Raw genomic sequence first — 11,587 nt, forward strand, 5'->3', positions numbered from 1 at the left:
GAGTGAAAAATGACCATCCAGACCATCCAACTGAACAAGCTGGCGCTTTCCGACCGAAAGCGCCGTCCGCTCAGGTCGCTGCGCACGAACATGCGATAGGCAGTCGGCGCCGCACACAGCGTCGTCACCGGCATGGTCTCGAGCAGGTCGAGCGTCGCCACCGGATCGAAGCTCGGCGCATGATAGACGAAGATCGCAGCGCCCATTAGCCAGGGCGCGAACAGGCTGCTCCATGCCGCCTTGGCCCAACCGGTGTCGGACAGATTCCAGTGTAGATCATCCGGCTTCAGGTCGAGCCAGTAGGAACCGGTGATCCGGTGCGCCAGGGTATAGCCATGCGAATGGATCGTCATCTTCGGCTGGCCGGTGGTGCCGCTGGTGAAATAGCAGAGCGCATCCTCGTCGAAGCCGGTGTCCGCCGTCTCGGCGATCGGCGTCACCGTCGCACGCAATGTGCTGTAGTCGCCCCACCCATCCCGAGCGCCGCCGATATGAAGGCGCGCGACATCGCAATCGACCAGCGCCGCCTCGACCCGCCCGGCCATGTCGCCGCTCGCCACGACGCACCGCGCGGCGGCGGCCTCGTAGCGATAGGCGATGTCCTTGGCCATCAGCTGGGTCGTACCCGGCGATGCGATCGCGCCGATCGCGATGCAGCCGAGCATCAGTTCCCACCACTCGATCTCGCGGTTGAGCAGGATCAGCACGGTGTCCCCGCGCCCGACGCCGACATCGGCCAGCACCGCCGCCGCTCGCGCCGCCGCCGCCGCCATGTCGGCGAAGCTGCGGCGGATCACCGTGCCGGTCGGGTCGGTCCAGACCATCGCGGGCGCATCGGGCCGGACGGAGGCCCAATGCCCGACGACGTCGCGGGTGAAATTGAACGATGCGGGACGATCGCCAACGTCGATCATCGTCACTTCGCCTCGTTGATCACGTGGATCTGGGTGAACTCATGCAGCCCCTCTTCGGCGAACTCGACGCCGAGGCCCGATTGCTTCGCCCCGCCGAACGGAACATGGGGGCCGAAGTCGAGATGCTTGTTGATCCAGACCGTGCCGCTGTCCATGCGCCCCGCCAGGTCGCGCGCCGCCTCCCGATCGGTCGACCAGATCGAACCGCCCAAGCCCATGGTCGACGCATTGGCGCGCGCCAGCGCGTCCTCTTCATCCTCGTAACGGATCACCGGCAGGATCGGGCCGAATTGTTCCTCGTCAACCAGCTTCGTGCCGTCGCTGATGTCGCGGACGATGGTCGGCCGGATGAAATAGCCTGGCCGGTCCTCGACCGTGCCGCCGGCGACGATGGTGCCGTTGGCGCGGGCATCGTCGAGGAAGGCCTTCACCTTCTCATATTGCGCAGCGTTCTGCAGCGGGCCGATCTGGACGCCCTGCTTCAGACCGTCGTCGACGATCGCCTCCTCGGCCAGTCGTCCGAGTTCGGTGCAGAGCGCGTCGTAGATATCGGCATGGGCATAGACCCGCTTGATCGCGAGGCAGACCTGACCGGCGTTCATGAAGGCGCCACCGAAGATGCCCGGCGCGACCTCGACCGGATCGACGTCGCCCAGCACGATAGCGGCGTCGTTGCCGCCCAGTTCCAGGGTGATCCGCTTGATGGTCGACGCCGCGCTCGCCATCACCTTGCGGCCGGTCTCGGTCGATCCGGTGAAGCTGATCTTCGCCACGTCGGGATGGGTCGACAGCTTGCCGCCCAGGTCGTTCTGGTCGGTGATGACGTTGACGACGCCGGCCGGGAAGATCTCGGCCATCAACTCGCCCAGCTTGAGCGTCGTCAACGGCGTGGTCGGGGCTGGCTTCACCACCACCGTATTGCCCGCGAGCAGCGCCAGCGGCAGCTTGAAGGCGACGATGAGCACCGGGAAGTTCCACGGGATGATCGCGCCGACGACACCCAGCGGGCGGCGGCGCTGCTCGATCCGGCGATGGTCGCTGTCCTCCAGCACCTTGACCGGCAGGTCGTGGGTGGCGAGCTGGCGAATGAACGCCTGGGTATAGGCGATCTCGGCGGTCGCCTCGGCCAGCGGCTTGCCCTGTTCCTGGGTCAGCAGCCGGGCGAGCGCCTCGGCGTCTTTCTCGATCGCGTCGGCCAGCTTCAGGATCAGCGCGCGGCGATCGGCGATCGGCTTGGCGGCCCAGGCGGGGAAAGCCTGTTTCGCCGCCGCGACGGCTTCGTCGAGCTGCGCCTCGGATCCGCGCGGGCAGGTTGCCAGCACCTCTTCGGTCGCCGGGTTGATCACGTCCATCGTCGCGGCGCCGTCGACGAGACGGCCACCGATCAAGAGCTTGTAGTCCGACATCTTACTCTCCTCGGCCGGGCCGTCCCGCCTTGGCGGCCGGCCCGGCTCTCTCCTCGAAGCTAGAACTTGTATCCGACGGTCAGGCCGTAGGTGCGCGGGGCTCCGACATGGTTGTAGTCGAAGCCGAACCCGCCGACGAGATCGACCCGCGACGTCAGATAATATCGGTTGGTCAGGTTCTTGCCCCACACCGATGCGGTGAACGGCCCGCGTTCGAAGTCGATATGGCCGCCGAACATCGTATAGCCGCCCTGCTTCAGGCGCGGCGTGTTGAACACCTCGAAATATTGGCTGGAGACATAACTGATATCGGGATGGATGCTGATCTTGCCGGCATCCTCGTCCATCAGGGTGATATCCAGGCCGCCATTGGCGTTCATCGACGGCGCGTTCGACAGCTTGTTGCCGCTGATGTCGACGCCGCTCAGCACGCCTTTCTTGATGCGCGCATTGAGCAGGCCGAGGCCGGCCCGTGCGCTGATCCACTCGCTGGCCCTGATGCTGAGCTCGGCCTCGCCGCCATAGATGCGCGACCTGTCGAGGTTGACCAGGGTCTGCGCCGCCGTCAGCGGGCTGATGCTGATGAACTGCTGGTTCTTGTAGAGATAATAGAAGCCGGCGACGTTCAGCGTCACCCGCCGGTCGGCGAACTGCATCTTCGCGCCGCCCTCGAATGCGTCGATGGTCTCGGGCTTGGCGACCGATGCTTCCGACGGATCGAAGAAGGCCTGAGCGTTGAAACTGCGGGCGCGGTAGCCGCGGCTGTAATTGGCGTACAGCAGCGTATCGCGGTCGATCTTGTAGTCGATGCCGATCTTGCCCGACAGGTTGTTGTTCTTGAACCGCAGGTCGGTCGAGGGGATCAGGTTCGCGACCAGAACGCCATCGGCGCCGATGGCGTCCGAGATCAGCCCCGTCTGGCTGCCATCGTCGCGGGTGAAGCGCAGGCCGCCGCGCAGGGTGAAGCCTGCTCCGACATCATAATGCATGTCGGTGTACAGCGCATAGCTGTGCTTCAACTGATCGAAGCGATTGACGACGCTGCACGCCGCCGGCAGCCCCGCCGCGCAATCGGCCGCATCGACCGTGCCGTTGCCGTCGATATCGGCATCCTTGAAAATGCCGAAGTCGGTCGTGTTGAACACCTTCTCACGGTTGTAATAAGCGCCGAGGATGAACTCGAACGGCCCTCCGAACCCGCTGGCAAGGCGCAGATCCTGCGAAATCTGGGTGGCGCGGTCGCCGTAGAAGATCTCCAGCGTCTTGTTCGGCGCGCCGTCGGTGTCCTCGCCGAAGTTCAGACGTCCCTTGTCCCACGACGACACCGACACGATCGACAGGTCGTTGCCGATGTCGAAGGTCGAGGTCAGGGCGACCGCATAGGTCCGGGCGCGGCGGCGCGGCGTATAGTTGGACTCGATCTCCCGCCGCCCAACTCCGGTGCGGAAATAGCTCGTTCCCTGGCCGAGCGATTCATACAGGCCCGCGCCCACGCCATCGGGGCCCGGTGCGGCGAAGATGCCGTAATTCCGGGGGTTCTGATAGCTGGTCGACGCGCGCAGCAGGAAGGAGGCGCCGTCGCTGGGTTCCCAGAGCAGCGATCCGCGCACCGCATATTCGCGGGTCGCATTTAGGTCCGGTTTGCCGGGCAGCAGATTCTTGAACCAGCCGTTCGCGCGAGCAGCGGTAAAGGCCACGCGTGCCGCCAGCGTATCGCCCAGCGGCAGGTTGATCGCACCATTGGCTTCGCGCCGATTGTAATTGCCATAGCCCAGGTTGAGATAGCCGTCGCTGTTGCCGATCTCGGGCCTGCGACTGATCAGGTTGACCGCGCCGCCGGTGGTGTTCTTGCCGTAGAGCGTGCCTTGCGGACCGCGCAGCACCTCGACCCGCTCCAGATCGTACAGCGCGACGCCGAGGAAGGCGAAATTGCCTTTGTAGACCTCGTCATAATAGGTCGCGACCGGGCCAGACTGGTTGAGGCTGTAGTCCGACATCGAAACGCCGCGCAGCGCGAAGATCGGGGTGCCGTCGCCGACGGTGGACGTCAGCTGCAGATTGGCGACCTTGCTGACGAGGTCGTCGGCCGAGGTCAGCCGCTGCTTGCGGACGGCGTCGCCGCCGATCGCGGAAACCGAAATGGGAACGTCCTGCAGCCGCTCGCTGCGCTTCTGGGCGGTGACGACGATCTCCTGATCGCCGGCCGCGACTGCCGTCTCTGCCGTAACCTGCGCCATCAGCGCTTGGCTCGACAACCCCGACAGCAGCAGGACCAGCGCATGCGTCGACCGCCGCGAAAAATTCGATATCCTCATTGACGTTCCTCTTTTTCCCTTTTGATTGGATCGATGCGCTTGCGCATCTCGAGGTCGGCAACGAGACGCGCACGCGTCTCAGCCGCCTCGATCCGGAGCGGCTTTTCCCGCAGCTTCCGAATTTCGTCTGACGTGTAGGGCCGGAACCCCGCCGGCACATGCTCCCTATCGAAGGTCAGCAGCGTCCAGTTGAGCAATTCGGCGAGTTCGTCGTCGGGCAAGGGCGTCGTCGCGACGCCGGGCACCCGGCCCAGAAACTCCCGCCCGCCGGGCACCGCCAGTAGCTGCGCCACCTGTCCGGCCATTGCCGGCGCGGACGTCGGGCTGCCGGTGCCATCGGGACGATGACAGCCCTGGCACTTGATCATCCAGTTGATATGCGCGCGTTGCGGGTTGGGCACGCCGGCCATCGCCGTCCCGATCGCCGCAGCCGCCCCGGCAGCCATCCCGATCGCGAGGATCGCAACAGCCACCGCCGCCCTCATTTGCCGGACAGCTTAGGCTGGAGGCGGGCGACGGCAGCGGCGTCGAGGCCAGCTCCGCTGTCTCGCGCCAATTTTACTTCGGCGGCGGTAAAGGGTTTCACCGCCTTGTTGCCGCTCGCCACCGTTGCGGTGACATGGGTGAGCACCGCCGCAACCGCCTCGTCATTGAGGCCGCTCTGGGCAGGCATCATTCCGCGATAGGTCTTACCCTCGACCGTGAGCGGACCAGCCAACCCCTTGATCACCGCGAGGGACAGATAGCGACGTCCGGCAGGAGTGCCCGCCAGAGCGCGGACGCCGGCCTGCAGTGGCGGGAAGGCGCCAGGCACGCCCTTGCCCGTCGGCAGATGGCAGGCGGCACAGCGATGGTAGATCTGCGCGCCGTCCACGGCTGCCAGGGCTATGCTCGACGGCGACACCGCGAGCGCCGACGCGATCGACAGGACGGCCAGGCGGCGCATCGTCATTTGGTCTCGAGCGCCGTGCCGAGAATGATGGCGGTCGAGCAGTTATAGACCGAACCGGACTCGGTGCCGAGGCACCAGTTGATGTCGTTGTTCGCCTGCGGGCGCACCATCGGCCGGTCGCTCTCGTTGCGGTTGCACAGGCACCGCCCGCACGAAGATTTACCGCAGCAGTCATTGTAGCTGACGATGTAGGACCGCTTGTCGGCCGGGTTCAGGCAGGTGCCGATCCAGGTGATCGGCGACATTTCGGTGCCTGGCGGGCAGGAACTGGCGGTGCCGCCGCAGCACGAACAGAGGAAACCGTCGATCGCGCAGTAGCGCCAGTAATCGCACTGGGTCTGGTCGCCCGGGTCCTGCGGATTGCCGGTCGTCTGCGGCGGAAGACCGCTCTTGCCACCGCCGTGGGTCGACGCGACGGCACGCGATACCGGCAGCACCGGGATGATCGCCGCGCCGGTGATCGCGCCGCCGATCAGCGTCAGCAGGCTGCGCCGCGAGGTGCGGCTGGCGACCCTGCGCACCGCGCGTTCGGCGAAACTGTCCATGTCTTTCATCGTATCGGCCCCTTTTCTCGTATCGCGCTCAGGCGCCGGCCAGGAATTGCTGGATCGAAGCGACGCCGCGCTCCTTGGCCTCGAACAGGCTCTCGAGATGCTCGCGGTTGTTGATGAGACCGAGCGAGGCAATCTTGCCCTGCTCGTCGATCAGCACCGCATAGGGCAGCTTCGACACGCCCAGCGACCGGCCCAGCGCTTCCGACAGGACATAGGGAATGCCCGCCAGGTCCTGCTTCATCACCAGCCGGCGATGCTCGGATTCCTCGCCGTCGCTGGCCAGGACGGTATCGACCCAGTGCGCCTCTGCGCGGGCGGCGGAGCGCAGCACCGGCATCAGCGTCTTGCAGATCGGGCAGTCGGGCGAGAGGAAGAACAGCAACTGGCTGCGGCCCTGCCGCACGCCGCCGATGCGGACCGGCTGGCCGTCGAGCGCGGTCAGCTCCATCTCCGGTCCCTTGTCGCCGACCGACACCTTCTGGTGCAGGGTCAGCGCACCGGCCGGGGCGATGCGTTCGTGCAGCACGCCGACCTGGCGGGCAAGCGCCATGACCAGGACGCCGAGGACGCCGACGGCGATCCACAACATGATCTGAGACGCGAGGGCAAAACCGGTCATCGAGCGACGCTCCTGACAGTGGAGGGAACCGCGGCGAGTTCGCCGGCGGCCAGATAAAGGGCGAAGAAGGCGAGCGCCGCGAACAGGTCGAGCACGCCCGGCATGGCGGCGGGGAGCACAACGGCGATCGCCGCCAGCCCCGCGAGCATGCCCGCCCGGTTGGCCGGATAGAGGCTCGCGACCTTCGCCTGGCTGCCGAAGCTGCAGCCGCAATCGAACGCCCGGCCAGCACGGTGCGCGCGGAGCAGCAGCACCGTATAGGCGGACCACAGCAAGGCGGCGACAAGAGCGCCCGCCGGGCGCGCGGTCGGCAGGACCAGCGCGAGCCCGGCGCCCGCCTCGACCGCGGCGGCGGCGAAGCTGAGCGGCTGGCCGAGCGCAGGGGATACCCCGGCCAGCCGGGCAGCGGCGGCGGCGAGCCGATCTCTCGCGACGAGCTTGTGCGCCGCCGCGGTCAGCAGGACCACCGCCAGAAAGAGAGCGAGCGGAGCGGCCACCCCGCTCACCGCGACGCCGTCATCGTCATCGGATCATGTACGACCTGCGCCAGGGTGCGCTGGAAGGCGCCGCTGGTAGCGTCGTAGACGTCGAGCGAACCGTCGGTGCGCGATGCGACCAGCAGCGGCGCGCTCTGCGCCGTCACCTCGACCGACACCGCCGGGTTCTGGAGCGGGATGCGGGCGACGCGCTGCTTCTTGGCGGGATCGACGACCCACACCTCGCTGCCACCGTCCTTGTGGCTGCCTTCCTTGCCGGCCGGATTCATCAGGACATAGATCCTGCCCGCCGCATCGGCGCTGATCACCTGCCAGCCGCCCGGCCGCCATTCGCCCTCGGCACTTTTCTCCTTGGGCATCTGGAAGACGCCCAGGTCGCGGGCCTTGGCGTTGGTCAGGTCGATGCCGTGGATATTGCCCTTGAAGGTCGCGAACCAGGCGGTCTTGCCGACCATCGCCGGGGTCATGAACATCGGGTCATGATCGATGTCGTTGATCGCCTTGCTGGTGCTGCTGGTGACGACCTTGGCATCGGCATCGAGCTCGATGCTGGTCATCGTGCCGTCGGCGCATAGTGACATGAAGCCGCGCGCGCCGGTCGGATAGACAAGCGAGCATCCCGGCAGGTCGATCTCGTTGAGGATCTTGCGCGCGTCCAGATCGATCACCGACACCGATGAGCCGGGGGTGAAGTTGAACAACAGCGCCCATTTCTCGCCATTGATCAGCTGAAAGCTGTTGCGCAGCGTAACGAACTGGCCGCGCTTGCCGCCCGGCAGCACGATCTCGCCCTTGGACTTGAGCGTCGCCTTGTCCCAGATGGTGATGACGTCGGTGCGCTCGCCGCGGGTCATGCGCGCATGGAAGGTTTCCGCGACGTAGATTTCGGGCTTGGTCGTTGCGGGCAGCAGCGTGCCGAACTGTGCGACCGGCACCTGTCCCTTGAAGGCGCTGACGTCGGCGGCGACGTCGACGATCGCGGCGCGACCGTCGGGCAGGCTGTTGAAATGCAGGTCCTGCACATAGACCCAGCTCGCCGGATATTGCGCCTGCAACTCGACGACGCTGGGGATGGGCTCGCTCGGCAACGCCTCGGGATAGCTCGCGGCCTGTGCGGATCCGGCCAGCACGGTCAGGGCGACCGCCCCGAGAAATCTTCTCACGTTCATCGACGACAACCCTCCCGAGACCCCACCGACTCCGATGCGTCGAGATGAATGTTTGTCGTTTGACCAAATTATGTCAAGCGTCAAAGATACTGGTTCGCCTTGTTGCCGCGAGCCGGCGACATTAGGGCTTGGAGATCAGTGCCTTGGGGTAGTCCGGTTGACCGAATCATTTGTTCCCGACCTGAAGATCACGCCGCGGGAAGGTGGCTATGCGCGCGGCCAGGAGGGGCTCGAGCAAATTCTCTATGCCGCGCTGAAGATCCTTGTCGAACAGGGTTCGAAGGCGCTGACCCTGCGCCGCATCGCGTCCGAATGCGGAATGAAGGCAGGCAATCTCGCTTATTATTTCAAGTCCAAGGAAGAGCTGCTCCGCGAGTTGCTCAACGCGATCATCAGCAGCTACGAAGACGCGTTCGACGTGATCGTCCATGAACCGACCGAGTCGGCGGACACGCGGCTCGAAAAGCTGATCGTGCTCATTCTCGACGACATCACGACCAAGAAGACCAGCCGTGTCTTTCCCGAATTGTGGGCCCTGTCGAACCACGATCCGTTCGTGCAGGAGCGGGTCGACGAGCTCTACCAGCGCGCCCGCGTCGCGCTCAACGAACTCGTCGCCGAGATCAACCGTAAGCGATGTTCTCAGCCCACTTCGGTCCAGGGCATGAGGTCACCGACACTGTTTGCGGGATAACCATTGGCGAGTTTGGTGAGCGTGTCGGTCAACCAAGTATGCGGGTTGATGCCGGAGATCTTGCAGTTCTCGATCAGCGTGGCGATGACGGCCCAGTTATCGCCGCCCTCGTCTGATCCGGCGAACAGGGCGTTCTTGCGATTGAGGGCCAAGGGCCTGATCGACCGTTCTACTGTGTTGGTGTCGAGCTCGACGCGCCCATCGTGGAGGAATACGGTGAGGCCGTCCCAACGGGTCAATGCATAGCGGATGGCCTCGGCCAGCTTGCTCTTGGCGCTGACCTGGCGGAGCCGCGCTTCCAGATAATTGCGCAGGTCATCGACAATGACATGGGCGTGTTCGTTGCGGACCGCGCGGCGGTGGTCGGCATTGGTGGCGCGGACCTCGCTCTCGATGGCATAGAGCCCGGCGATGCGCTTCAGCACCTCGGTGGCAACCGGCGACTTGTCGGCGAGGTCGAAGAACTTGCGCCGAACATGCGACCAGCAGAATGCAAGTTTGATCTGATGCTGCCGCTTGGCGAGCGCGGTATATCCGCCATAGCCGTCGACCTGCAGGATACCTGCAAAGTCACCCAGATGCGCTTCGGCGCGTTCGCTCTTGCGGTCGGCTGCATAGACATAGGCGATCATCGGTGGATCGATGCCGCCCCATGATCGATCATCGCGGGCATACGCCCATAGCTGGCCCGTCTTGGTCCGCCCTCGGCCAGGATCGAGCACTGGCGCTGTCGTCTCGTCGGCAAACAGCCGCTCGGATCGTCGCAGTCGTTCGAGGATATGGTCACGCAGCGGGCGAAGATACCAGGCGGCCCGCCCGACCCAGTCTGCAAGAGTCGAGCGATCCAGCTGGATGCCCTGGCGGGCGTAGATCTGGGCCTGCCGATAGAGCGGCAGATGATCAGCATATTTGGCGACCAGCACCTGTGCGATCAGGGCTTCGGTGGGGATGCCGCCTTCGACAATATGAGCCGGTGCCGGGGCCTGGACGACCGCGCTCTCACACGAGCGGCAGCCATAACGAGGCCGACGGGTGACCAAAACACGGAACGTGGTCGGCACGACATCAAGCCGTTCGGAGACATCCTCGCCGATCTGATGCAGCCCGCCGCCGCAGCACGGGCAGGCCCGAAAGCCGTCGATGCCTTCGACATCGACGACCTGCTCGATCCGTTCGAAATGTGCTGGTAGCGAACCGCGGTTGGCTTTGCGCGGACGATCGCCCTTAGAACGGGCCGATGCAGCTTCACGCCCCGCACGGGCTGCGCCAAGTGCCGCCTCAACATCCTCAAGGCCAAGCTGGAGCTGGTCGGGATCGAGCTGCTCGGACCTGCGGCCGAAACGGTGGCGCAGGAAGGCATCGAGGATAGACTGCAGTCGTTCTATCTCTGCTTCCGCTTCGCTCTTTGCGGTCGCGAGATCGGCAGCTGCTGCACGTTCCTCGGCGAGCAAGCGGGACTGCTCAAGCGCGAATGCGCGTAGCGCTTCGAGGTCTTCCGGCAGGTCCGCTTCTATCAGCATAATGGCAGTGAATCAGCTGACGAAAGCCCCGTCAACCGGCAATCTGCGGCGCTATCGGACGGCGTCCGCCATGCACCCGGCGCCAGTCCAGACCTTCCAGCAAGGCGCCGAGTTGGGCTGCCGTCACGCGCATCACACCATCCTGGATGCCGGGCCACTTGAAGCCGCCGGACTCCAGTCTCTTGGCCATCAGGCACAGGCCAGTGCCATCCCACCAGACCAGCTTGATCCGGTCAGCCCGCTTCGCGCGAAAGACATAGATCACCCCGGAATACGGGTCGCCGCCATACTCGGCGCTGACCAGTGCAGCCAGGGCATCAGGACCTTTACGGAAATCCACCGGCCGCGTTGCCACCATCACCCGCGCGCCTGAACCAGGACCGATCAACGCCGCACCTGAAGAGCCTCAATCACCGCAGTCGCCAACCCGGGGCTCGCCGTTCGACCGATCCGAACCACCGCGCCGCCAAGCTCAACCTCGATTGCTACATCGTGCGACTTTGGCTTGGGACTATCGGCCACGACCGGCACGAACATCGGCGCGTGATCACTATCAGGGTCTGCCACCTGCCGGGCTGCAAGGGCATAGCGGAACTCCCGCCGCCAGGTGTAGAGCAATGACGTCGGAATATCGTACTGGCGTGAATACGCGGCTATGTTGTCGCAGCGCTCCATCTCGGCCACGATCGCCAGCTTCTGCTCCAGCGTCCAAATCCTCCGTCGGCCAGCCATACTGCGCAGAACCTCAGGGCGGCCAACAGGCTCCCGAGCCACTCCAGTGCGGGTGTCCAGTGCGCTCGTAGGGTTGTCGTCTTCCATCCAACCCAGCGTCTGCCTGAATCACCCAAACACGCAAGGTGGCAGGGAAACAGCGCTTACTTCCGACCTCAATGTGCGGAAGGTGAAGCCCAAGGAAATCGAAGCCCTCGCAGCCGACATTCAGGCGC

At 65.1% G+C, this 11,587-nt stretch carries 13 protein-coding genes; 1 reads left to right on the forward strand and 12 read right to left on the reverse strand.

What is annotated here, in order from left to right:
- The 9 genes from V2B31_RS16860 to V2B31_RS16900 all read right to left on the reverse strand — a co-directional run.
- A partial coding sequence (locus tag V2B31_RS16860; protein ID WP_328280684.1) for an AMP-binding protein occupies positions 1-914 on the reverse strand: 914 nt, incomplete at its 3' end.
- A gap of 2 nt (positions 915-916) precedes the next feature.
- Complete coding sequence (locus V2B31_RS16865) at positions 917-2,320, reverse strand: aldehyde dehydrogenase family protein (protein ID WP_328280686.1); 1,404 nt, start codon at positions 2,318-2,320, stop codon at positions 917-919.
- A gap of 59 nt (positions 2,321-2,379) precedes the next feature.
- Positions 2,380-4,635, reverse strand: coding sequence for a TonB-dependent receptor (locus tag V2B31_RS16870; protein ID WP_328280688.1), 2,256 nt, complete (start codon positions 4,633-4,635; stop codon positions 2,380-2,382).
- Entirely contained in the window at positions 4,632-5,108 is a 477-nt protein-coding gene (locus V2B31_RS16875; RefSeq protein WP_328280690.1) for a c-type cytochrome, read from the reverse strand. The genes V2B31_RS16870 and V2B31_RS16875 overlap by 4 nt, the downstream gene beginning before the upstream one ends.
- Positions 5,109-5,116: 8 nt before the next feature.
- Positions 5,117-5,587, reverse strand: a complete 471-nt coding sequence (locus V2B31_RS16880) for a c-type cytochrome (protein WP_328280692.1) — start codon at positions 5,585-5,587, stop codon at positions 5,117-5,119.
- Positions 5,584-6,141: a methylamine dehydrogenase light chain gene (locus tag V2B31_RS16885; RefSeq protein WP_328280694.1), complete on the reverse strand. Its 558-nt coding sequence runs from the start codon at positions 6,139-6,141 to the stop codon at positions 5,584-5,586. The genes V2B31_RS16880 and V2B31_RS16885 overlap by 4 nt, the downstream gene beginning before the upstream one ends.
- Positions 6,142-6,169: 28 nt before the next feature.
- Positions 6,170-6,760, reverse strand: coding sequence for a methylamine dehydrogenase accessory protein MauD (gene mauD, locus V2B31_RS16890; protein WP_328280699.1), 591 nt, complete (start codon positions 6,758-6,760; stop codon positions 6,170-6,172).
- On the reverse strand, positions 6,757-7,266 hold the full coding sequence (locus V2B31_RS16895) for a MauE/DoxX family redox-associated membrane protein (protein ID WP_328280703.1): 510 nt from the start codon (positions 7,264-7,266) through the stop codon (positions 6,757-6,759). The genes mauD and V2B31_RS16895 overlap by 4 nt, the downstream gene beginning before the upstream one ends.
- Positions 7,263-8,426 (reverse strand): amine dehydrogenase large subunit, encoded by a 1,164-nt coding sequence (locus tag V2B31_RS16900; protein ID WP_328280707.1) that lies wholly within the window; start codon positions 8,424-8,426, stop codon positions 7,263-7,265. The genes V2B31_RS16895 and V2B31_RS16900 overlap by 4 nt, the downstream gene beginning before the upstream one ends.
- A gap of 70 nt (positions 8,427-8,496) precedes the next feature.
- Here V2B31_RS16900 and V2B31_RS16905 point away from each other — a divergent pair, with 70 nt between their 5' ends.
- The gene (locus V2B31_RS16905) at positions 8,497-9,120 is read left to right on the forward strand and encodes a TetR/AcrR family transcriptional regulator (protein WP_328280710.1); all 624 of its coding nucleotides are present in this window, start codon (positions 8,497-8,499) and stop codon (positions 9,118-9,120) included.
- Here the strand turns inward: V2B31_RS16905 and tnpC are convergent.
- From tnpC to V2B31_RS16920, 3 genes are read right to left on the reverse strand one after another with little or no spacing between them, the layout of a single operon-like run.
- Complete coding sequence (tnpC, locus tag V2B31_RS16910) at positions 9,069-10,640, reverse strand: IS66 family transposase (RefSeq protein WP_328280713.1); 1,572 nt, start codon at positions 10,638-10,640, stop codon at positions 9,069-9,071. The two genes, V2B31_RS16905 and tnpC, sit on opposite strands and share 52 nt — an antisense overlap.
- 31 nt (positions 10,641-10,671) lie before the next feature.
- Positions 10,672-10,998: an IS66 family insertion sequence element accessory protein TnpB gene (gene tnpB, locus V2B31_RS16915; protein WP_110300478.1), complete on the reverse strand. Its 327-nt coding sequence runs from the start codon at positions 10,996-10,998 to the stop codon at positions 10,672-10,674.
- 26 nt (positions 10,999-11,024) lie between these two features.
- Positions 11,025-11,459: a transposase gene (locus V2B31_RS16920; RefSeq protein WP_209046884.1), complete on the reverse strand. Its 435-nt coding sequence runs from the start codon at positions 11,457-11,459 to the stop codon at positions 11,025-11,027.
- Positions 11,460-11,587 lie beyond the last annotated feature (128 nt).

Origin of the sequence: Sphingobium sp. (genome assembly GCF_036170395.1) — a bacterium.
GTDB lineage: Bacteria > Pseudomonadota > Alphaproteobacteria > Sphingomonadales > Sphingomonadaceae > Sphingobium.

Excerpts from the sequence above, each read along its gene's own strand:
- V2B31_RS16865 (WP_328280686.1), bottom strand. The coding sequence starts at position 2,320 with ATGTCGGACTACAAGCTCTTGATCGGTGGCCGTCTCGTCGACGGCGCC.
- V2B31_RS16870 (WP_328280688.1), bottom strand. The coding sequence starts at position 4,635 with ATGAGGATATCGAATTTTTCGCGGCGGTCGACGCATGCGCTGGTCCTG.
- V2B31_RS16880 (WP_328280692.1), bottom strand. The coding sequence starts at position 5,587 with ATGACGATGCGCCGCCTGGCCGTCCTGTCGATCGCGTCGGCGCTCGCG.
- V2B31_RS16885 (WP_328280694.1), bottom strand. The coding sequence starts at position 6,141 with ATGAAAGACATGGACAGTTTCGCCGAACGCGCGGTGCGCAGGGTCGCC.
- mauD (WP_328280699.1), bottom strand. The coding sequence starts at position 6,760 with ATGACCGGTTTTGCCCTCGCGTCTCAGATCATGTTGTGGATCGCCGTC.
- V2B31_RS16900 (WP_328280707.1), bottom strand. The coding sequence starts at position 8,426 with ATGAACGTGAGAAGATTTCTCGGGGCGGTCGCCCTGACCGTGCTGGCC.
- V2B31_RS16905 (WP_328280710.1), top strand. The coding sequence starts at position 8,497 with ATGTCAAGCGTCAAAGATACTGGTTCGCCTTGTTGCCGCGAGCCGGCG.
- tnpC (WP_328280713.1), bottom strand. The coding sequence starts at position 10,640 with ATGCTGATAGAAGCGGACCTGCCGGAAGACCTCGAAGCGCTACGCGCA.
- tnpB (WP_110300478.1), bottom strand. The coding sequence starts at position 10,998 with ATGGTGGCAACGCGGCCGGTGGATTTCCGTAAAGGTCCTGATGCCCTG.
- V2B31_RS16920 (WP_209046884.1), bottom strand. The coding sequence starts at position 11,459 with ATGGAAGACGACAACCCTACGAGCGCACTGGACACCCGCACTGGAGTG.